Source organism: Pedobacter cryoconitis, assembly GCF_003259615.1.
GTDB classification, from domain to species: domain Bacteria; phylum Bacteroidota; class Bacteroidia; order Sphingobacteriales; family Sphingobacteriaceae; genus Pedobacter; species Pedobacter cryoconitis.
In genome coordinates, this window is record NZ_QLLR01000010.1 from 107764 (window position 1) to 129067 (window position 21304).

29 protein-coding genes are annotated in these 21304 nt (G+C 40.0%); 26 read left to right on the forward strand and 3 right to left on the reverse strand.

Annotation, left to right across the window (positions count from 1 at the left end):
- Positions 1-17 precede the first annotated feature (17 nt).
- Genes LY11_RS12230 through LY11_RS12245 form a run of 4 tightly spaced genes read left to right on the forward strand, consistent with a single transcriptional unit; the run spans position 18 to position 4947 of the window.
- Positions 18-1844: an IucA/IucC family protein gene (locus LY11_RS12230; RefSeq protein ID WP_111633978.1), complete on the forward strand. Its 1827-nt coding sequence runs from the start codon at positions 18-20 to the stop codon at positions 1842-1844.
- A complete protein-coding gene (locus LY11_RS12235; protein ID WP_111633979.1) occupies positions 1844-3250 on the forward strand; it encodes an MATE family efflux transporter in 1407 nt (468 codons plus the stop codon). Before LY11_RS12230 ends, LY11_RS12235 begins: the two co-directional genes overlap by 1 nt.
- A gap of 55 nt (positions 3251-3305) precedes the next feature.
- Positions 3306-3539 (forward strand): acyl carrier protein, encoded by a 234-nt coding sequence (locus tag LY11_RS12240; protein WP_211321537.1) that lies wholly within the window; start codon positions 3306-3308, stop codon positions 3537-3539.
- Positions 3540-3573: 34 nt separating this feature from the next.
- A complete protein-coding gene (locus LY11_RS12245) occupies positions 3574-4947 on the forward strand; it encodes an AMP-binding protein (protein ID WP_111633981.1) in 1374 nt (457 codons plus the stop codon).
- Here LY11_RS12245 and LY11_RS12250 read toward each other — a convergent pair.
- Positions 4944-6275, reverse strand: a complete 1332-nt coding sequence (locus LY11_RS12250) for a mechanosensitive ion channel family protein (RefSeq protein ID WP_111633982.1) — start codon at positions 6273-6275, stop codon at positions 4944-4946. The genes LY11_RS12245 and LY11_RS12250 overlap by 4 nt on opposite strands.
- 35 nt (positions 6276-6310) lie before the next feature.
- Positions 6311-6955, reverse strand: coding sequence for a hypothetical protein (locus tag LY11_RS12255; RefSeq protein ID WP_111634010.1), 645 nt, complete (start codon positions 6953-6955; stop codon positions 6311-6313).
- 74 nt (positions 6956-7029) lie between these two features.
- Here LY11_RS12255 and LY11_RS12260 point away from each other — a divergent pair, with 74 nt between their 5' ends.
- The 6 genes from LY11_RS12260 (at position 7030) to LY11_RS12285 (ending at position 12542) form a co-directional block, all read left to right on the forward strand.
- Positions 7030-7347 carry a VF530 family protein gene (locus tag LY11_RS12260; RefSeq protein WP_317047995.1) on the forward strand — a complete coding sequence of 106 codons (318 nt, stop codon included), beginning with the start codon at positions 7030-7032 and terminating at the stop codon, positions 7345-7347.
- Positions 7348-7567: 220 nt separating this feature from the next.
- Positions 7568-7981, forward strand: coding sequence for a 30S ribosomal protein S12 (gene rpsL / locus LY11_RS12265; protein WP_008244597.1), 414 nt, complete (start codon positions 7568-7570; stop codon positions 7979-7981).
- A gap of 16 nt (positions 7982-7997) precedes the next feature.
- A complete protein-coding gene (gene rpsG, locus LY11_RS12270) occupies positions 7998-8465 on the forward strand; it encodes a 30S ribosomal protein S7 (RefSeq protein ID WP_111633983.1) in 468 nt (155 codons plus the stop codon).
- A gap of 16 nt (positions 8466-8481) precedes the next feature.
- Positions 8482-10596 carry an elongation factor G gene (fusA, locus tag LY11_RS12275; protein WP_111633984.1) on the forward strand — a complete coding sequence of 705 codons (2115 nt, stop codon included), beginning with the start codon at positions 8482-8484 and terminating at the stop codon, positions 10594-10596.
- Between the two features lie 63 nt (positions 10597-10659).
- Positions 10660-10965 carry a 30S ribosomal protein S10 gene (rpsJ, locus tag LY11_RS12280; protein ID WP_008244591.1) on the forward strand — a complete coding sequence of 102 codons (306 nt, stop codon included), beginning with the start codon at positions 10660-10662 and terminating at the stop codon, positions 10963-10965.
- A gap of 254 nt (positions 10966-11219) precedes the next feature.
- Positions 11220-12542: an outer membrane beta-barrel protein gene (locus LY11_RS12285; protein ID WP_111633985.1), complete on the forward strand. Its 1323-nt coding sequence runs from the start codon at positions 11220-11222 to the stop codon at positions 12540-12542.
- Positions 12543-12618: 76 nt separating this feature from the next.
- Here LY11_RS12285 and LY11_RS12290 read toward each other — a convergent pair whose 3' ends face one another.
- Positions 12619-13242, reverse strand: a complete 624-nt coding sequence (locus tag LY11_RS12290; protein WP_111633986.1) for a hypothetical protein — start codon at positions 13240-13242, stop codon at positions 12619-12621.
- Between the two features lie 78 nt (positions 13243-13320).
- Here LY11_RS12290 and LY11_RS12295 point away from each other — a divergent pair, with 78 nt between their 5' ends.
- The 16 genes from LY11_RS12295 (at position 13321) to rpsN (ending at position 21196) form a co-directional block, all read left to right on the forward strand.
- A complete protein-coding gene (locus tag LY11_RS12295; RefSeq protein WP_111633987.1) occupies positions 13321-14157 on the forward strand; it encodes a sulfite exporter TauE/SafE family protein in 837 nt (278 codons plus the stop codon).
- Positions 14157-14552, forward strand: coding sequence for a DUF1634 domain-containing protein (locus LY11_RS12300; protein ID WP_111633988.1), 396 nt, complete (start codon positions 14157-14159; stop codon positions 14550-14552). The genes LY11_RS12295 and LY11_RS12300 overlap by 1 nt, the downstream gene beginning before the upstream one ends.
- A gap of 183 nt (positions 14553-14735) precedes the next feature.
- Entirely contained in the window at positions 14736-15353 is a 618-nt protein-coding gene (gene rplC / locus LY11_RS12305; protein WP_111633989.1) for a 50S ribosomal protein L3, read from the forward strand.
- 4 nt (positions 15354-15357) lie between these two features.
- Positions 15358-15987, forward strand: coding sequence for a 50S ribosomal protein L4 (gene rplD, locus LY11_RS12310; RefSeq protein WP_068403503.1), 630 nt, complete (start codon positions 15358-15360; stop codon positions 15985-15987).
- A gap of 1 nt (position 15988) precedes the next feature.
- Entirely contained in the window at positions 15989-16279 is a 291-nt protein-coding gene (rplW, locus tag LY11_RS12315; RefSeq protein WP_068403500.1) for a 50S ribosomal protein L23, read from the forward strand.
- Between the two features lie 23 nt (positions 16280-16302).
- Entirely contained in the window at positions 16303-17127 is an 825-nt protein-coding gene (gene rplB, locus LY11_RS12320) for a 50S ribosomal protein L2 (protein ID WP_068403499.1), read from the forward strand.
- Complete coding sequence (rpsS, locus tag LY11_RS12325) at positions 17127-17393, forward strand: 30S ribosomal protein S19 (protein ID WP_008244581.1); 267 nt, start codon at positions 17127-17129, stop codon at positions 17391-17393. The genes rplB and rpsS overlap by 1 nt, the downstream gene beginning before the upstream one ends.
- Before the next feature lie 7 nt (positions 17394-17400).
- Positions 17401-17763: a 50S ribosomal protein L22 gene (gene rplV / locus LY11_RS12330; RefSeq protein ID WP_037442604.1), complete on the forward strand. Its 363-nt coding sequence runs from the start codon at positions 17401-17403 to the stop codon at positions 17761-17763.
- A 5-nt stretch (positions 17764-17768) separates the two neighbouring features.
- The gene (gene rpsC, locus LY11_RS12335; protein WP_041878513.1) at positions 17769-18629 is read left to right on the forward strand and encodes a 30S ribosomal protein S3; all 861 of its coding nucleotides are present in this window, start codon (positions 17769-17771) and stop codon (positions 18627-18629) included.
- A gap of 38 nt (positions 18630-18667) precedes the next feature.
- The gene (gene rplP / locus LY11_RS12340) at positions 18668-19090 is read left to right on the forward strand and encodes a 50S ribosomal protein L16 (RefSeq protein ID WP_068403497.1); all 423 of its coding nucleotides are present in this window, start codon (positions 18668-18670) and stop codon (positions 19088-19090) included.
- Between the two features lie 74 nt (positions 19091-19164).
- Entirely contained in the window at positions 19165-19374 is a 210-nt protein-coding gene (gene rpmC, locus LY11_RS12345; protein WP_068403496.1) for a 50S ribosomal protein L29, read from the forward strand.
- Positions 19375-19387: 13 nt separating this feature from the next.
- Positions 19388-19642: a 30S ribosomal protein S17 gene (rpsQ, locus tag LY11_RS12350; RefSeq protein WP_037442595.1), complete on the forward strand. Its 255-nt coding sequence runs from the start codon at positions 19388-19390 to the stop codon at positions 19640-19642.
- A gap of 1 nt (position 19643) precedes the next feature.
- Positions 19644-20012, forward strand: a complete 369-nt coding sequence (rplN, locus tag LY11_RS12355; RefSeq protein ID WP_041878524.1) for a 50S ribosomal protein L14 — start codon at positions 19644-19646, stop codon at positions 20010-20012.
- 1 nt (position 20013) lies between these two features.
- Positions 20014-20355 (forward strand): 50S ribosomal protein L24, encoded by a 342-nt coding sequence (gene rplX, locus LY11_RS12360; protein ID WP_111633990.1) that lies wholly within the window; start codon positions 20014-20016, stop codon positions 20353-20355.
- The gene (rplE, locus tag LY11_RS12365) at positions 20355-20927 is read left to right on the forward strand and encodes a 50S ribosomal protein L5 (RefSeq protein WP_111633991.1); all 573 of its coding nucleotides are present in this window, start codon (positions 20355-20357) and stop codon (positions 20925-20927) included. The genes rplX and rplE overlap by 1 nt, the downstream gene beginning before the upstream one ends.
- The gene (rpsN, locus tag LY11_RS12370) at positions 20927-21196 is read left to right on the forward strand and encodes a 30S ribosomal protein S14 (protein WP_041878530.1); all 270 of its coding nucleotides are present in this window, start codon (positions 20927-20929) and stop codon (positions 21194-21196) included. The genes rplE and rpsN overlap by 1 nt, the downstream gene beginning before the upstream one ends.
- Positions 21197-21304: the final 108 nt, after the last annotated feature.

Below are 21304 nucleotides of genomic sequence, written 5' to 3' on the forward strand. Positions count from 1 at the left end.
CCTAAAACATCTTAAAAATGACAACGACGAATTTACTGGAGAGCATCACACCCCTTCATATCACGATATGGGAAAAAGTGAATACAGACCTTTTTGCCAAGACACTTGCAGAACTAATGCACGAACAGGTTGCGCTTCCACTTCGCACCAGTGAAGATGCAGATGGGCTCATTCACTTCAGGCTGAATACCGATCATGAAAATATCTATTATACCTTTTCAGCTTATCCGCGGCTGCTGGATTACTGGCATATTTTAAAACCTTCCATCCAGAAGCATGAAAATGAAATCGTGAAATCAGCAACTGATGTACCCGCTTTTTTTACCGAAGTACAGCAGACTTTTGGCCTCAACTCTTTTACACTCGCCCATTATATAGAAGAAATTCTGCATACTTTATACGCAGACGCTTTTATGCAGTCCAAAGGACGGATGGTGGTGGGTACTTTAGCTGAAGCAGATTATCAGACCATTGAGCACCAGATGGAAGGGCATCCCTGGATTATTGTGAACAAAGGAAGGCTCGATTTCAATCAGCAAGATTACCTGAGCTATGCACCGGAAGCGAACCAGCATACCCGGTTGATGTGGATCGCAGTAAACCGGACCCGCGCTACCTTTAAAGCGGTAGAAGAGATCGATGAGCGGGAGTTTTTTGAAGCCGAATTGGGCAAAGCGCAAATCAATATTTTCAACAACTATTTATCAGGTAGAGGTTTAATTCCTTCAGATTACTTATTGATGCCAGTACATGAATGGCAGTGGAATAATAAGCTGCTGATCTTATTTGCAGCCGATATTGCTAACCAATTGCTGGTTCCCTTAGCATTTGGTGATGACCTTTACTCCCCTCAGCAAAGTATCCGTACTTTTTTTAACCTGAGCCATCCTGATAAACATTATGTAAAAACGGCTATTTCTATTTTAAACACCGGAACAGTAAGAGGTTTGCCGCCAAAGCAGCTCGCCATTGCGCCACGTTTAACGGCATGGCTTAAAAGTATCTTATTAACGGATACTTATTTGCAGGATCTGGGGCTGGTACTTTTAGGCGAAGTGGCCACCATTGGTTATTTACACCCAAATTATACCGGAATTATAGATCCTCCATTCCAATACAACGAATACCTGGGCGTATTGTGGAGAGAAAGTCCGGGGAAATTCTTAAAGCCGGGAGAAAAGTTAATGACCATGGCTGCTTTGTTATATGTCGATGATACCGGGAAAAGCTTGGTACAGGAACTGATAGAAAGATCTGGTCTGGATGCTGAACAATGGTTAATGACCTACCTGAATGCTTACCTGAAACCGTTACTGCATATCTATTATCAGCATGCCGTTTGTGTAAATCCGCATGGAGAAAATGTGATACTGATCATGGAAAACTACGTTCCTGTCCGTATTGTGCTGAAAGACTTTGCAGGAGATATTTTACTGAATGAAGAAGCTCAGGCTAAGTTACCGAAAGAATTCTCTGAAAATATGATCCTTTCTTCTAACCCTGAAAATGTTCCCTTAGTGATATTGATCGGTGTATTTGAAGCTTATTTCAGGTACTTAGGAGATGTTTTCCATACTACGGTCGGTTATCCGGAGAAATCATTCTGGAAATGTGTTTATAATGTGATTGAGACTTACCAGGAAACCCATCCGGAGCTGAATGCGAAATTTGAAAGGTACAATTTGTTTGTCCCGCATTTTAAGCGTTTAAATATCAATAGTCAGCGGCTGTTTAATGGCTATAAAGAGACGACCGGTTTTGCCAGATCATTTAAAAGCGGACAATTGAGCAATCCACTGACCTTGTTCAGAACTGCTGAAACTGAAGCTTTAAAAGAGAATTAATGAAGACGCTTATTTTGCAAACGCGGTCAGTGCTGCTTTTGCTTCGTCAGGCGGTACAAGGCACGGAGAAGAAATTCACGACCGGTGGAATTAACCGGGCCATTGTCCTGTTATCTGTACCTATGGTGCTGGAACTGACCATGGAGTCTCTTTTTGTTTTCGTCAATATCTTTTTTGTCAGCAAGCTTGGCGCAGGTGCGATTCTGATTGTCGGAATTACACAATCAATTACTGCGGTCGCTTATTCTGTAGCCATGGGCCTGAGTATCGCCGCATCTACTATTATTGCCAGGCGTATTGGAGAAGCTAAATTTGAAAGTGCCGGTTCTACTGCTATGCAGGCCATTTATGTGGGGGTAAGCATTGGCGGAACTATTGCACTTTTATTATGTATTTTCTCTACCCAGGTATTGCGGGCAGTAGGTGCTGCGGATGCCTTAATTGTACAGGGACATGTTTTTTCTCAGCTGATGCTGGGCAGTGTCTTTCTACTGATCCTGCGGATGCTTTTAAACGGGATTTTCCGGGGTGCCGGAGACGCAGCTATGGCGATGCGGAACCTATGGGTTTCCAACCTGATTAATATTATATTGTGCCCGGTCCTGATTTTTGGCTGGGGCTTTATACCTGCTTTCGGACTCACCGGAGTTGCACTGGCTACAGTAATTGCGAGAGTGATCGGCGTGATTTATCAATTCTGGTATTTGATTAAAGGGAAAACTATCATTGTAATCAAAAAAGCACAGCTGGCGTTTGTTCCGGAAATTGTAAAAAGCATTTTGCGCTTAGGTTTTGCGGGTACTTTCCAATATCTGATCCCTTCTTCAAGCTGGCTGATTATGACCAAAATCATTACGCATTTTGGAGCCGATGCCTTTGCTGGTTATATTATTGCGCAGCGGGTAGCTTCCGTAGCTACGATGCCAGCCTGGGGAATTGGAAATGCAGCGGGTGTTTTAACCGGACAAAATATGGGCGCTAATCAGCCTGAACGTGCAGAGCAGTCAGTCTGGAGAGCAGGCTGGTTTAATATGTGCTTTTTAAGCCTGGTTGCCGTATTCTGGCTGTTTTTTGCGAAGGATGTAATCGGCATTTTTACCAATGTCCGGGGTATCCTTCAAAATGGGGTCATGTATATTCAATACCTGTCTATTGCTTATGTCCTGCTCGGTTATACGATGGTAATTTCCAGAGCACTAAATGCTGCGGGTAATGTCAAACAGTTAACCATGCTTTATATCCTGATGTTTTATATCACCCAGCTTCCTTTAGCCTGGTTCCTAGGGATCAGCATGGATTGGGGAACTAAAGGAGTCTTTATTGCGATTCTCACTTCCGAACTGGTACTGGCCATTGCTTGTATTGTCATCTTCAGAAGAGGTGACTGGAAGAAAACAAAAGTCTAAAAACAGAGAGGCATTTGTGCTTTATCCTAACCACTAAAACGAAAAAAAAATGAACATGTCACCGAAATTACAAGAGGTTTTTGCTACTGCCCTAGCAATTCCTTCCGATCAGATCACAGCCGATTTAGCTTATCAGAGTATTCCTGAATGGGATTCCATGTCACATATGATCCTGATCGCAGAACTGGAATCCAGTTACGCTATTGCCATTGAAACAGAAGACCTGCTGGAAATGAACAGCGTCCCCAATGTGATCTCCGGCTTACTCAAATACGGGGTCGAAGTCTGATTAAACCGCTTCTATTGACTAAAATATAAACAGCATGAGACTTTACGATTTAATTTTAAGTAATAAAAACCTGGTTTATGTTGATGCCTTGACGGATACGTCTTATGGGGTCAATGAATTTCATCAATCCATCACGATTGATGACCGGAAAGCCATCGTTTTCTTATATACAGATAATATGATCGGATCTGTAGAGGTCTTTTTAAACTTCTTACAGAGCCGTTTTACAGTCACATTATTAAGTCCGCAACTGGATATTCAGTTTAAACTGGAATTGGAAGAGGCTTATCAGCCTTACTATATTTATGACCCTTCCCGGGCAGCAGTTGATGGCTTTGAGGTTTATGAAGCTTCCTCCAGAATTCAATTGTTTAAAAACCTGTCTGAGCCGGATTATCCTGTCCATGAGGAAATTAAGTTACTATTGAGTACTTCAGGAACTACGGGTTCTCCAAAGTTCGTGAAGCTATCAGATGAAAACCTGGTGCAGAACGCCTGTTCTATTTTAGATTTCCTTCCTATTCAGCCAACAGATGTGACTCCCTTAAATGTACCGGTCATTTTTGTGTATGGGTTATCTATTTTTACCAGTAATTGTATTGCAGGTGGAAAAATGATATGTACCAACAGAGATATTTTACAGAAGGAATTCTGGACAGATTTTGACAAATATGAATGCACTTCTATCGGAGGTGTCCCTTATGTTTATGAAATGCTGAACAGAATTGGCTTTTTCAAAAAAGAGTATCCTTCGTTAAGGTATATGACGCAGACAGGAGGGATTCTGAACCATACCTTAGTTCAGGTACTGGCTGAACATGGTCTAAGACAGCAGACCCAGTTTTTCGTCATGTATGGCCAAACTGAAGCTGCCGGAAGAATGGCTTATCTGCCACCGAAAGACCTGTTTACTAAAAATACTTCCATTGGAATACCGATTAAAAACGGGAGTTTCGAGATTGATCCCGATAGCAATGAGCTGATCTACCTTGGCCCTAATATTTTTGGCGGTTATGCAAAAAAGCTGGAAGATCTGGCTACGTTTCAACGGAGTGAAAGGTTACAAACAGGTGATGTCGGCAGAAAAGATGAAGATGGTTATTATTATATCATCGGAAGGATCAAAAGGATCGTGAAGTTATTTGGTACCCGGATGAACCTGGATGAAGTAGAACTAATCTTGAAAAACGCATTGGGCGGAGAGACCTTTGTCTGTATGGGGATTGAAGATAAATCCATCCTGGTCTTACATTTAAATGAGGAATTAGCACCTGAAAGGGTCAAACAGGTACTGAAAGAAAAATTAAACCTGCACCCGAGCATGGTCAAAGTGAAATTTGTAGCATCGGTTCCTCTAACGCCAAATGGCAAGATCGATTACAGGACTGCAATTCAGCTGATGGACTAAAGATTTCCCTGACGGACGGCCGGCGGACGGCTAACGGTCAGGGGATCATTAAAACTAATACTGGTGGTATCTCCAGAAGCTTCTGTTTCATAAATCTGAAGGTCGAAGTAACGGGCGGCAGCAATCAGGTGATCAAAAATATCAGCCATGATATATTCATAGTCAGCCCATTTGGTGGTACTGGTGAAAACGTAAAGCTCTATAGGTAGTCCGTTGGGTGTTGGTGCAAGATGTCTGACCATCATAGTCATCTTTTTATGCGTTCCCGAATGGTTATTCAGATAGTTATCAATGTATTTCCGGTACAATCCGGCGTTAGTCAGATTTCTGCCGTTAATTAACAAAGATTTGTCGATCCCTAAACGTTCGTTGTTTTTATCAATGTCTTTTTGACGGTGCTCGATATAACTGGTCAGGGATTGTATTTTTTTGAACTCTTCAACTTCCTCAGCAGTAATAAACCTGATAGTGGCTTGCTTGATCAGAATCGCTCTTTTAATTCTTCTGCCACCTGCTTCACTCATCCCGCGCCAGTTTTGAAAGGAATCTGAGATCAGGGAATAGGTAGGGATGGTCGTGATCGTTTTATCAAAGTTCTGCACTTTTACGGTAGTCAGGTTAATGGCAACAACATCACCGTCTGCTCCGTATTTAGTCATAGTAATCCAGTCACCAATCCTGACCGTATCGTTGGCAGTGACCTGAATGCTGGCTACAAAGCCCATAATGGTATCCTTAAACATCAATAACAGCACGGCAGATATTGCACCCATTGCAGTAAAAAAGGCAATAGGGGACTGTCCGGTCAGGTGAGAGAAAATGACTACTGCACCGATCAGGTAAAGGATCATCCGTACCACCTGGATATAACTATCTATAGGTTTTTCGCGGAAAGTTGATTTCGTCCGCAGGTCGTCACCACTGGCTTTGATCAATGTCATCGCTATCCAGATCACGATAAATACCATGTAAACATCGGTAATGGCATTCATGGGTTTGATCATGTCCGGGAAATCCAGAAAGAGGATGGGAATGAGTGCATTAACCAGGACCAACGGTGCGCATTGCGCCAGGAAATGGGGGAACCTGTTGTTGAGCAGGTGATGAAAGAACTTAAATTTTGAGCGTTTGCTGGCACGGATCAAAATGATCCTCAATATCCTTCTCACCGTGTGGTGAAAGATATATACTACAATAAGCAGTGCAAACATCAGCAGAAAAAGATTGACAAAAGCTGCCAGATCTTCGGGCACTCCCCATTTGACCAGCAGGTTATAAGTCCACCGGCTGCTCGTATTTAAAGTATGTGCAAATTTAAATCCTCTCATTCATGTTCCTCAGCAAGGCTTGGAAGCCTTATTTTTTAGCGTGCTTTAAAAAAGCTTTCTTTTAATTTTTGTGCATCAATTAATGGTTCTGGTACGTCGAGTCTGATTAACCAGCCTTTTTGTTTCAGTAATGCGATCTCTACTTTTGCTACGGAAAGGTCTTTTCCTTTGATGTTCTCGCGATAGATCAGCGGAGCAGGAGGTTCAACGTTAGCGCCAGTGGAGAACAAAACTTCGATATTGAATTTTGGCCATAACTGGATATCACCAAGGTTGGCAGAAAAGATCTTTTTAGTACTGTGTGCCGGGATCACTGCTGCAAATTCACCTTTGAAATTTCCACCTTTTTCTGTGGTTAATGTAGCTAATAACTGGAAAGAGGTTTGGTTGACCAGGTTGAAGTGGGCAACTGCTGTACTGTGCTGATCAGTGATCAAGCCCAGATAAACGCCTTCTTTGATAAATTCTGCAACTGGAACAACGGTAGCCTGACGGTTAGTCACAACAGTATTCTCTTCTGGAATTTCACCGTGTACCAAAGTTACTTTAGAGGCTTGTACCGGAATTTCAAAATCATTGGAGTCTGTTACACCTATGGTGTCTTTGTCAATGATGCGGGTGATATACCCTTCTATATTTTCGTCTACGAAACGTACGAAATCACCTAAGTTGAAGTTCATATGATTGTTTTTTAATGGAGTAGTTAAGCTATTCATACAAACCTAAGGAATTATATAGAATAAATAGGGATGGAGTGGGTTTGATTCTGGTTGCTTTTCCTTTCATTTTGCAGGAGTTTGGGGTAGTATATGCGACAAGTTTTTTATCTTTGGCCATCGAAAGAAATTTTATGGCAGAAGAGAAGCAGGTTAATAACCCATTACATGGGAAAACATTAGAGTTTATTCTTAAACAGCTGGTGTGGCATTATGGATGGCCTGAAATGGGGGCAATGATAAAAATTGCTTGTTTTAACAATGATCCAAGCTTGAAGTCGAGTCTGACCTTTTTGAGGAAGACCGAGTGGGCACGTAAAAAAGTGGAGAAACTTTATCTGGATACTTTCCACTAAAAACTTTTCTGAACTGCAAAGAAATTTTCCTTCCCCTGCGGGTAAACTATACATTCTTTAACCCGTAAATACCCTGTAAGTCTGTGTTTTCGTTTTTTTCTGTTTCAAAAGCATTAAATTATAGTTAACCCCTTGATTTATAAATTGTATTGTCTTACCTTTGCAGTCCCTTATTGAGGGGTAAAGTTTTTAATAACAATATAGAAAAAAACAAAAAACAATGCCAACCATTCAACAATTAGTTAGAAAAGGTAGAGTAGCACTGGAGTTCAAGAGTAAGTCTCCTGCGTTGGACAGCTGTCCACAGCGAAGAGGTGTATGTACACGTGTATATACCACTACCCCTAAAAAACCAAACTCAGCAATGCGTAAAGTTGCACGTGTACGTTTGACCAATGGAAAAGAAGTTAACGCTTATATTCCTGGAGAAGGTCACAACTTACAAGAGCACTCCATTGTATTGATCCGTGGTGGTCGTGTTAAAGATTTACCAGGTGTACGTTATCACATCATCCGTGGAGCTTTAGATACTTCAGGAGTTGCTGGTCGTAACCAACGTCGTTCAAAATACGGTACTAAACGTCCTAAACCAGGTCAGGTAGCTGCCGCACCAACAAAAGGTAAAAAGAAATAATTAGGAGGAACAGAAAATGAGAAAGTCAAAACCAAAAAAGAGAATTATCCTTCCTGATCCGAAATTTAACGATGTTCAGGTGACGAGATTTGTAAACAATATGATGTACGATGGAAAAAAATCTATCGCTTACTCTATTTTTTATGATGCAGTAGAATTAGCTGAGAAAAAATCTGGTGAAAATGGATTAGAAGTATGGAAACGTGCTTTAACAAATGTAATGCCTGCAGTAGAGGTTAAGTCACGCCGTGTTGGTGGTGCTAACTTCCAGGTTCCTACTGAAGTTCGTCCAGACCGTAAAATTGCTTTAGGCATGAAATGGTTAATTTCTTATGCACGCAGACGTGGTGAAAAAACCATGAAAGAAAAATTAGCAGGAGAAATCGTTTCAGCTGCTAAAGGTGAAGGTGCTGCAGTTAAGAAGAAAGAAGATACGCATAAAATGGCTGAAGCCAACAAAGCGTTCTCACATTTCCGTTTTTAATTACTGAAAACATAAGATGTCAAGAGATTTAAAATTCACAAGAAACATTGGTATTGCTGCGCACATTGATGCTGGTAAAACCACTACTACAGAGCGTATCCTTTATTATGCTGGTGTTAGTCACAAAATTGGTGAAGTGCACGAAGGTGCTGCAACAATGGACTGGATGGCACAAGAACAGGAACGTGGTATCACTATTACTTCTGCTGCTACTACTGTTGGTTGGAAATATAGAGGACAAGATTACCATATTAACATCATTGATACACCGGGTCACGTGGATTTTACCGTTGAGGTAAACCGTTCACTTCGTGTATTGGATGGATTGGTATTCTTATTTTCTGCGGTTGATGGTGTTGAGCCTCAATCTGAAACTAACTGGCGTTTGGCTAACAACTACAACGTTGCCCGTATTGGCTTCGTAAACAAGATGGACCGTAATGGTGCAGATTTCTTGAAAGTTGTTGGACAGGTTAAAAGCATGTTAGGCAGTAATGCAGTTCCTTTACAATTACCTATCGGTGCTGAAGAAGGCTTTAAAGGTGTTGTTGATTTAATCAACAACCGTGGTATCGTTTGGAATGAGCATGATAAAGGGATGACCTTTACTGAAGTGCCAATTCCAGAAGATATGCTGGATGAAGTTGCTGAATGGAGAGAAAAATTATTAGAATCTGTTGCTGAGTATGATGAGACTTTGATGGAGAAATTCTTCGAAGCTCCTGAAACTATCACTGAACGTGAAGTTTTAGACGCATTACGCCAGGCAGTATTGGATGCTAAAATTGTACCTATGGTTTGTGGTTCATCTTTCAAAAACAAAGGTGTTCAGACTATGCTTGATTACGTGATGGAATTATTGCCTTCACCAATGGATCAGGAAGGTGTAATTGGAACTAACCCAAATACAGGTGAAGAAGTTTTACGTAAACCAAGTGAGGCAGAGCCTTTTGCAGCTTTAGCATTTAAAATTGCAACGGATCCTTTCGTAGGTCGTTTATGTTTTATCCGTGTTTACTCGGGTAACTTAGAGGCTGGTTCATACGTATATAATGCACGTTCTGAGAACAAAGAGCGTATCTCCCGTATCTTCCAAATGCACGCAAACAAGCAAAATCCTATTCCAAATGTTGGAGCTGGTGATATTGCTGCGGTTGTAGGCTTTAAAGATATCAAAACAGGTGATACACTTTGTGATGAGAAAAACCCAATCATTCTGGAGTCAATGAACTTCCCTGAGCCGGTTATCGGATTAGCTATTGAGCCTAAAACTCAGGCTGATGTTGATAAATTAGGTATCGGACTTTCTAAATTAGCTGAAGAAGATCCTACATTCAGAGTACAAACTGATGAGGATTCTGGTCAGACTATTATCTCTGGTATGGGTGAGCTTCACTTAGATATCCTGATTGACCGCTTAAAACGTGAGTTTAAAGTAGAGGTTAACCAGGGAGCGCCACAGGTTTCTTACAAAGAAGCAATCACTGGTACAGTTCAACACCGTGAAACGTATAAAAAACAATCTGGTGGTCGTGGTAAATTCGCGGACATTCAAGTTGTTATTTCGCCAATCGATGCTGATTATGAAAAAGGTGGTTTACAATTTGTAAACGAAATTTCAGGTGGTTCTATTCCTCGTGAATTTATTCCTTCAGTTGAGAAAGGATTTGCTGCTTCAATGTCTAACGGAGTTTTAGCTGGATACCCACTTCCAGACATGAAAGTTCGTTTAATTGATGGTTCATTCCACGCAGTCGATTCAGATGCTTTATCTTTCGAACTTGCTGCTAAAATGGCATATCGTGAAGCATTACCTAAATGTAGCCCTGTATTGATGGAGCCAATCATGAAAATCGAAATCTTAACCCCTGAAGAAAACATGGGTGATGTTATCGGTGACATGAACCGTCGTCGTGGTCAGTTATTAGGTATGGATACACGTAATGGTTCTCAGGTAATTAAAGCAACTGTACCACTTTCTGAAATGTTTGGTTATGTAACTCAGTTACGTACAATCACTTCAGGTCGTGCAACGTCTACTATGGAGTTCGATCACTACGAACCAGCTCCAAGAAACGTGATGGAAGAAGTAATTGCTAAATCAAAAGGTAGAATCAAATCTACTGATTAATTAAAAAGTAAATCAGCTGCCTGTTATTAATAGCTCTAACAGGCGGCTTTAAATAAAAATAAGATGAGCCAAAGAATCAGAATTAAATTAAAATCTTACGATTACAACTTAGTAGATAAATCTGCTGAGAAAATCGTTAAGACTGTAAAACCTACGGGTGCAGTTGTTAGTGGACCAATTCCATTGCCAACAGAAAAGAAAATCTTCACTGTTTTACGTTCACCACACGTGAACAAAAAAGCACGTGAGCAGTTTCAATTATGTGCATACAAACGTTTGTTAGATATTTATAGCTCTAACTCTAAAACTGTTGATGCGTTGATGAAACTTGAATTACCTAGCGGTGTTGAAGTAGAAATCAAAGTTTAATGCTTTTTTAGTTTACAAAAGAAGGCCTTCGGAAATTTTCCGGGGGCCTTTTTTGTTGGAAGCAGGTTTTTCTTCTTACTGTTTATTATGAAAAAAGACCTTTCCATTTTGGAAGACTTTTTTTTCTTAATAAGAGGTTATTGAATTGTTTTATGTGTTAATTTGCTGTTGATTAGTGTTTTAAAGCTTTGTCTGAATTTATGGCATCCGCTTGGAAGAGGTGATGAATATTAAAATAAACACACCAGGTTACAATGAAAAAACTACTACTGGCAATCATTGCGATGACAGCTCTTGCGTTCCATGGATACGCACAACAAAACACTTTAAAAGTAAAAAAAGATACAGTGGCCCGTTCACTGCCTTCACCTATTGATTCCCCTCCTTTTCCAAGTTCGGAATGGGATGGAGCTCCCTTGATCGGTGTAAATTCTGAAGCCCCCAATTACCCGCTTCAAAAATTACTGGGGCTGAAGGGACGTTTCAAAATATACGGCTGGCTTGATTTCGGTGGAAATATTAGTTCATCCAAACATTCAAACGCACCTGAATCTTATGACATCGTTCCTAATGGGGTTGGATTGGATCAGGCTATCATCAAGATGGAAAGGCAACCGAATACGGTACAAACAAAACATTTTGATTATGGCTTTTTATTTACCAATATATTCGGAACGGATTATCGGTACACAACTGGTAAAGGATATTTTAGCGATCAGCTGCTGAAGCATAACAGCAAGTATGGTTATGACCCTGCCGAAATCTACGGGTTACTTTATTTTCCTAAAGTTGAGGATGGTCTGATCTTAAAAATTGGTCGTTTTATTTCTCCTGCAGATATTGAGGCGCAATGGGCTCCCGATAATTACCTGTATTCACACTCATTGATGTTCACGGTCGATCCCTATACTTTCACAGGTGTACAAGCTACTTTCAAATTAGGTGCACACTGGCAGTTAATGGCGGGTGCGCATGCTGGTAATGACATGGCTCCGTGGAGTAACTCTGCCAGTTTAAATGGTTTGCTGATGGCACGATGGGTGTCTGCTGATAATAACAACTCTCTATTTGGAGGGATTAACTCATTGGGATCAGGAAAGTATAAAAATAACCATGATAACCTGCAGATGCTGGTTGCTACCTGGGGCCATCGTTTCAATGGAACTGTGCATATGATGACCGAGGTTTATTATATGTGGCAAAAAGATGCGCTGGTAGGTGGCACCGTCATAGATGGGCCTCCGCAAGATTTTTTTACCGGAGTAGGTGCAGGGAGTCTGATACCGGGAACTTCAAAAGCAGTGGGTGCAGTTAATTATTTCCAGGTTAAATTTTCTGCTAAAGATTACCTGTCTGTCCGTAATGGTTATTTGAGTGATCCACAAGGAAACAGAACAGGTTATGCGACTCAATATTCAGATCACACGATAGGCTTTGTACACCACTTTAACAGTCTGATTATGATTCGTCCTGAGGTCAGGTATGAGCATGCTTATAAGGATGGGATAACGCCTTATGATAACGGGGTTAAAAAGGATCAGTATACTGCTGCAATGGATATAATTGCAAGATTTTAAGCGTTATAAATTTCAGGTTAATAAAAATGCCGCTGGTTTTTCAGCGGCATTTTTTGTACTAAAGGAGGTTCGGGTATTAAAGACCGCGACCTCTGTATTCATCCAGTTTATTACGTTCGTCCTGTAATTCTCTGGCTAATTTCTTTTCTTTTTCATTCGCTTTCACTTTGTAGGCTTGATATTCTTGTGAAATTTCTTCGTACAAGCCAGTTCTGTATTTGGCTTCATGCGTGTTTTTAGCAGATCTGATGGTGACAAAGGCAAAGCCTAATGCCAGTACAATAATCAGTGTCCATACGATTGTATTATAAGTCCCTTTAGCGAAAGAAATACCTAAAAAGTTAATCTCATTCACTTTTGAATTTGAAGTGGCCAGAGAGTTCTCATTTCCTTTAATCTGGTTATTCAGCTCGGTAATTGTTTTGGCCTGTTCTGCTACTTTCGCATTAGCTGTTTTATAAGTATTGCGTTCTTTCCGGATAGAATCGGTTACGCTTTTATAAAAAGAAGAAAGTCTGTAGGGGTTAATCAATTTATAGGTGCTGACCGTTTTTGATTTTGCAAGCATCAATTCATACTGACCTCTTAGGCTTGGGTCGGCTTTTACGCTATCAACAGGTAGTTTTACCTGTGCATTAGTTTGCATAAATGATAGGTTAATCATCACAAGGGTAAGGAGCGGGAATAAGAATTTGTTCATTTGGAATAGATTATTTATAATTTAACAATGAGATTTTAATTTTATTGTGTTTTGATTGTAGATAGTATATTTGTCTCAATGTCGGTATTACTATTTACAATTATCGTTTTGGCTGGTGCTTTTTTAGCGGGACTGGTTGGTTCTTTAACAGGCTTAGGAGGTGGGGTGATCATAATTCCTTTATTAACACTGGTTTTAGGGGTTGATATACACTATGCAATCGGAGCCTCTATTGTTTCAGTAATTGCCACATCTTCCGGTTCGGCAGCTGCTTATGTCAAAGAAGGGATTACCAATATCCGTATTGGGATGTTCCTGGAAATTGCAACGACAATCAGTGCGGTGATAGGGGCAGTAATCACGGTTTATATCAACCCAAGTTATATTGCAGTGATCTTCGGTTGTATCCTTCTTTTCTCTGCAGCCATGATGGTACGTAAAAAGGTAGATCATTCGGATGACAAAACAACAGGTGTACTGGCTAATTTCTTTAAGTTAAACGGAAGTTACCCTACGGCCGGTGGAACGGTTAAGTATGGCGTACATAATGTGGTAGGTGGCTTTGTGATGATGTTTGTGGCCGGAATTATTTCCGGACTGCTTGGGATTGGCTCAGGAGCTTTAAAAGTAGTGGCGATGGATAATATTATGCGTTTGCCTTTTAAAGTGTCTACAACCACCAGTAATTTCATGATGGGCGTGACTGCTGCAGCGAGTGCAATCGTCTATTTGCACCGCGGGCAAATTGATCCGGGAATAGCCATGCCGGTTACTTTAGGCGTGTTAACAGGGGCTACAGTAGGCTCTAAATTACTGGTGAAGACAAATACTGACAAACTTAAAGTTATATTTGCCGTCGTAGTCACTTTCCTGGCGCTGCAAATGATTTATAACGGATTAGCGGGAAAACTGTAATGAAGCAAAAAGGCAAACATTATTTCGCGGATAAGGATATACAAGTCATCCTGGGTACTTTGCTTAGGGTAGGGGTGATCGCTTCGATGGTGGTTGTTTTTATCGGAGGCGTAATTTATCTGAGCGGATATAGCCGCGAAATCATTGATTACAGCGTTTTTAATCCTTCGAAAACAAAATATTCTTCAATTCTGGCTATCTTTCAGGGCTTAAGTGTTTTAGAGGGAAAAGCCATCATACAATTCGGAACTTTACTGCTGATTTTTACACCTGTTACACGCGTCGTTTTTTCGATTTTCGGGTTCCTGATTGAGCGCGATTATCTATATGTGCTGATCGGCTTGTTTGTATTGTGCGTAATTCTGATCAGTTTGAGTAACAAGCTGGTAGGATAATTAATGGCTTAACTGCGTTTTATCCGATCTCTCCAAAAATAATAGCATTTAATTGCAAAATAAATTCGCTAACTATTTGATCATTAAGATTTATTTCTTATTTTTGCCCTCCCTTAATAGGGGAGTGTATCCACCTTGAACGAAGCCCTACTGCTTCGATGGGTGTTAAATTTAAAAAAGAAAATGTCAGGTATTATTGGAAAAAAAGTAGGAATGACCAGCATTTTCGACGCCGATGGAAAAAACATTCCATGTACGGTGATCGAAGCTGGGCCTTGTGTAGTTACACAGGTTAAGACCGCAGAGAAAGACGGTTACGTTTCAGTTCAGTTAGGCTTCGATGAAGCTAAAGAAAAGAACACCACCAAGCCTTTAAAAGGCCATTTTGCGAAAGCAAGCACAACTCCAAAACGCAAGTTGGTAGAATTTGAACCGTTTGAAGAATCGTTGAATTTAGGCGATACTGTTACGGTTAACATTTTTGCTGAAGGCGATTTTGTTGATGTAGTTGGTACTTCAAAAGGTAAAGGTTTTCAAGGTGTTGTGAAACGCCATGGATTTGCGGGTGTGGGTGGACAAACTCACGGTCAGCATAACAGAATGCGTGCGCCAGGTTCATTGGGTGCGGCTTCGTATCCAGCACGTGTATTTAAAGGTATGCGTATGGCAGGTAGAATGGGTGGAGATAGAGTGAAGGTTCAGAACTTACAGGTTTTGAAAGTTTATGCAGATCAAAATCTTGTTGTAGTTAGTGGTTCCATTCCAGGAGCTAAAGGTTCTTACGTAATCTTAGACAAGTAAGCAGATGGAATTAAATGTAGTAAACATTTCAGGAAAAGAGACAGGTGCCAAGGTGCAACTTCCTGAGTCGGTATTTGGTGTAACACCTAGCGATCATGCAATTTATTTAGATGTTAAACAGTATTTGGCTAATCAACGTCAGGGTACTCACAAGTCTAAACAACGTAATGAAATCGCTGGTTCAACACGTAAATTGTATAAACAAAAAGGAACTGGTGGCGCTCGTGCGGGTAGTATCAAATCTCCATTGTTTAATGGTGGTGGTCGTGTATTCGGTCCTCAACCACGCGATTACAGTTTTAAACTGAACAAAAAATTAAAATCACTGGCACGTAAATCTGCGTTGTCATACAAAGCTCAGGATTCAAACATCCTTGTTTTAGAAGATTTTACTTTTGATTCAATCAAAACTAAAAATTACATCGCTTTAGTTAATGCGTTAAGCTTAACTGGTGAGAAAACTTTGTTGGTTTTACCTGTTCAGGATAACAATATTTATTTATCAAGCAGAAACATCCAGAAAGTAAAAGTAATTACTGTTGATCAGATCAATACATATGATGTATTAAACTGTGGTAAACTTTTATTAACTGCAAACACTGTTAAAACATTGGAGGAGGCATTTGCCAAGTAATATGGAATTTTTAAAAAAACCAATACTAACCGAAAAAGCGTCTGCACTTACAGAAAAGTCAAGCCGTTTTACTTTCCAGGTTGAACACAAAGCAAACAAATTGCAAATTAAACAAGCTATCGAAAAAATGTATGGTGTTAACATCCTTGCAATCAATACTATGATTGTAAACGGAAAGTTAAAATCAAGAAATACAAAAGGTGGTTTAGTTACGGGTCGTAGCCCGAAATACAAAAAAGCGATTGTTACTCTGGCAGCAGGCGAAACAATTGATTATTACGCGAACATTTAATAAGAATTGAATATTTTATAACTATGGGCTTAAGAAAATTTAAACCAGTCACTCCGGGTACCCGCTTTAGAGTTGGGGCCAGTTTTTCGGAGATTACAGCAACCAAGCCCGAAAAATCATTGGTTGTTTCTTCTAAGAAATCGGGAGGACGTAACAATACAGGAAAGATGACTATGCGCTACATGGGTGGTGGTCACAAAAAATCTTACCGTTTAATTGATTTTAAACGTGATAAGTTTGATATTCCTGCAACAGTTGCTACTGTTGAATACGATCCAAACCGTACTGCACGTATCGCATTATTACATTATGCTGATGGTGAGAAGCGTTACATTATTTCACCAGAAGGCTTACAAGTTGGGCAAAAAGTATTATCAGGTGATACAGCGACTCCAGAAGTTGGAAACGCTTTAAAATTATCAAATATCCCTTTGGGATCAATTGTACACAACGTGGAGATTCATCCGGGTCGTGGTGCTCAATTGGCTCGTAGTGCTGGTGCTTATGCACAATTAGCTGCGCGTGATGGTAAATATGCTACATTAAAAATGCCATCAGGTGAGACAAGATTAATCTTGACTACTTGTTTAGCAACTATCGGATCTGTTTCAAATTCAGATCACGCTAATGAAGTATTAGGTAAAGCAGGTCGTAAACGTTGGTTAGGACGTCGTCCTAGAACACGTCCGGTTGCGATGAACCCTGTCGATCACCCAATGGGTGGTGGTGAAGGTCGTTCATCAGGTGGTCAGCCAAGATCAAGGAATGGTATGTATTCTAAAGGCTTCAAGACCCGTCAACTTAAAAAATACTCAAATCGTTTCATCATAGAGAAAAGGAAGAAATAATGGCTCGTTCGATTAAAAAAGGACCTTATATTGACCATAACGTAGAGAAGAAAGTAGTATCTATGAATGATTCAGGCAAAAAGTCTGTCATTAAAACTTGGTCACGCAGATCAATGATCTCACCAGATTTTGTGGGTCATACATTTGCAGTGCATAACGGTAATAAATTTATACCGGTATACGTAACAGAAAACATGGTTGGTCACAAGCTGGGAGAGTTTGCTCCAACCAGAACATTTAGGGGTCACTCTGAAAAGAAAAAATAATTAAGAGATGGAAGCAGTAGCGAAATTAAACAATTGTCCAACCTCACCACGTAAGATGCGTTTGGTTGTAGATCTTATCAGAGGTGAGCGTGTTGAGAAAGCATTACATATTTTAAAATTTACCAATAAAGAAGCGGCAATAAGAGTTGAAAAACTTTTGTTATCAGCAATCAAAAACTGGGAAACTAAAAATGAAGGTTCTCGCCCTGAAGAAAACCAATTATACGTGAAAACGATAATGGTTGGTGGCGGCCGTCAGTTGAAAAGACTGAGACCAGCACCTCAAGGTCGTGGTTACAGAATACGTAAGCGTTCTAACCATGTAACTTTGATAGTAGATAGTAAAAACGTTGAAACTCAAACTAATTAGTAGAAATGGGACAAAAAGCACATCCAATAGGAAACAGGTTAGGAATCATCAGAGGTTGGGATTCTAACTGGTTCGGTGGCAACAACTATGCTGACAAATTAGTTGAGGACGAAAAAATAAGAAAATATCTTTCTGTGCGTATCGCAAAAGGAGGAGTAGCAAAAGTAGTTATCGAACGTACGTTAAAACGTATCACTGTAACTATCCACACTGCCCGTCCAGGTATCGTGATCGGTAAAGCAGGAGCTGAGGTTGATAAGATCAAAGAAGAGTTAAAGAAATTGACTAAAAAGGAAATTCAAATTAACATTTTTGAGATCAAACGTCCTGAGCTTGATGCACAACTGGTAGCAGAAGGTGTAGCAAAACAATTAGAGGCAAGAATCTCTTTCCGTAGAGCCATGAAGTCAACTATCGCATCAACAATGCGTATGGGTGCTGAAGGTATCAAAATAATGACTTCAGGTCGTTTAGGCGGAGCAGAGATGGCTCGTAACGAGCAGTATAAAGAAGGAAGAATTCCTTTGCATACTTTCCGTGCTGATATTGACTACGCATTAGCTGAGGCATTAACTACTTATGGTAAGATTGGTGTTAAAGTATGGATCTGTAAAGGAGAAGTTTATGGTAAACGTGATCTTTCTCCAAACATTGGTGCAGTAAGTAACGCTCCTGGTAAAGGTGGCAGACCTGAAGGTGCTTTTGGTGCAGGTGGCAGAGACAGAGATAACCGTGGCGGTGGTGACAGAAGAAACGACAACAAAGGTGGTCGTGGAAGAGGTCCGGGTCAGGGTGGTCCGGGTCAAGGCGGTCCAGGTAGAGATAATAGAGGCGGAAACACTCCTAACAGAGGTCCTCGCAAATAATTAGTTAACAGATCGTTTTACGATAATATTAAGATAAAATGTTACAGCCAAAAAGAACGAAGTTCAGAAAGATGCAAAAGGGCAGAATGAAGGGTTTAGCTACACGTGGAGCTGAATTATCATTCGGGTCTTTCGGGATTAAATCTTTAGAGGCGACCTGGATAACAAGTCGTCAGATAGAGGCAGCCCGTATTGCGGTAACTCGTTTCATGAAACGTGAAGGCCAAGTGTGGATTAGAATTTTCCCGGACAAACCGGTTACTAAGAAACCAGCTGAAGTACGTATGGGTAAAGGTAAAGGTGCTCCAGAGTACTGGGTAGCTGTTGTTAGACCAGGACGCATCATTTTTGAAGCGGAAGGTGTATCGTTAGAAGTTGCTAAAGAAGCAATGAGATTAGCTGCTCAAAAATTACCTATCCAAACAAAGTTTGTAGTACGTAGAGATTACGTAGAAGCATAAAAAGAGTTTTGGGGTCAATGTTGTAAGTAACTTGTTTTTATAACCGCTAGACCCAGAACATAAAAATTAATAAAATGAAGAACTCAGAAATCACAGGGCTTTCAAAAGAAGAACTAGTAGTCAGGATTGCAGAAGAAAAAGAAAACTTAGTTAAGTTAAAATTTGCACATACAATTTCGGCTATAGAGAATCCTACCCGTATCACTAAGGTAAGAAAAGACATCGCCCGATTAAATACTGAAATGACTAAGCGTAATGCTGAGTCAGCTAGTGAAACTAAATAACTTTAGAGTCGAAATGGAAAGACAATTAAGAAAAACAAGAACCGGGTTGGTGGTAAGCAACAAAATGGATAAATCTGTTGTTGTAGCGGTAGAACGTAAAGTGAAACACCCGATCTATGGTAAGTTTGTTAAGAAAACTACCAAATTTATGGCTCATGACGAGAAAAACGATTGTGGTATTGGTGATACAGTACTTATCATGGAGACTCGTCCGCTGAGTAAAAACAAGAACTGGAGATTAGTGGAAATTTTAGAGAGGGCTAAATAACATGGTACAACAGGAATCAAGATTAAACGTAGCCGACAATAGCGGCGCAAAACAAGTATTGGTTATCCGTGTACTTGGTGGAACCGGAAAGAGATACGCTTCTATTGGTGACAAAATCGTTGTTACCGTTAAAAGTGCATTGCCTTCAGGTAACATTAAAAAAGGAACCGTTTCTAAAGCAGTTGTTGTAAGAACAAAGAAAGAGATCAGACGTAAAGATGGTTCTTACATCCGTTTCGACGATAATGCAGCAGTCTTATTAAATGCACAAGATGAGCCGCGTGGAACACGTATTTTTGGCCCGGTAGCGAGAGAACTGCGTGAGAAACAATTCATGAAGATTGTATCATTAGCACCGGAGGTATTATAAAATGAAAAATAAAGTAACTGTTCAACCAAAAATTAAAATCCGTAAAGGAGATTTAGTAAAGGTTATCGCTGGTGATTCAAGAGGCCAGGAAGGTAAAGTGCTTTCAGTATTAATTACTAAAAGCAGGATACTGATAGAAGGTGTTAACCTTGTATCTAAACATACAAAACCAAATGCTGCTAATCCTAACGGAGGTATCATTAAAAAAGAGGCTGCTCTTCATATTTCTAACGTTGCGTTAATTGATCCTAAATCAGGAAAAACTACGCGTGTTGGCAGAAAGCTTAACGCTGCTGGGAAATTAGTTAGGGTATCTAAAAAATCAGGAGAGGAGATCAAATAATGACTTACATACCAAGATTAAAAACTAAATACAAAGAGGAAATTGTAACTGCTCTTAAAGAGAAGTTCAATTACAAAAGCGTAATGCAAGTTCCTAAGTTAGAGAAGATAGCTGTCAACCAAGGTGTTGGTCGTTTCTCTGTAACTGACAAAAAGATTATGGACAGTTCTATTTTAGAAATGAGCACAATCACAGGTCAGCAAGCAGTTGGAGCGAAATCTAAAAAAGATATCTCAAACTTTAAATTACGTAAAGGTATGCCAGTAGGTGTACGTGTAACTTTACGTGACAATAACATGTTTGAGTTTTTAGATCGTTTAATTTCCGTAGCTTTACCACGTATCCGTGATTTCAAAGGTATCAATGATAAAGGATTTGATGGAAAAGGTAATTACACATTAGGTATTACTGAACAAATCATCTTCCCTGAGATCAACATCGACAAAATCTCTAAGATTTTAGGTATGGATATTACCTTTGTAACTTCAGCAACAACTGATGTTGAAGCATTGGAACTTTTAAAGCAATTTGGATTACCGTTTAAAAACCAAACCCTTAATACAGATCAATAATGGCAAAAGAAGGTGTAAAAGCTCGCGAAATTAAGCGCCAGAGATTGGTAGCTAAGTATGCTGACAAACGTGCAGAATTAAAAGCTGCAGGTGATTTCGAAGGATTAGATAAGTTACCAAAAAACTCATCACCAGTACGTTTACACAACCGTTGTAAATTAACTGGCCGTCCACGTGGTTACATGCGTACTTTCGGTATATCAAGGGTTACATTCCGTGATATGGCATTAGCAGGAAAAATTCCTGGAGTTACCAAAGCAAGCTGGTAAAATCGTTTTACGTTAGAGAGTTTTACGCATCATGCGTTTAACTTCTAACGTTATACGTTTAAATAGAAAAATTAACCGATGGAAGGTCGCTCCGAATAGTTCGGAAAG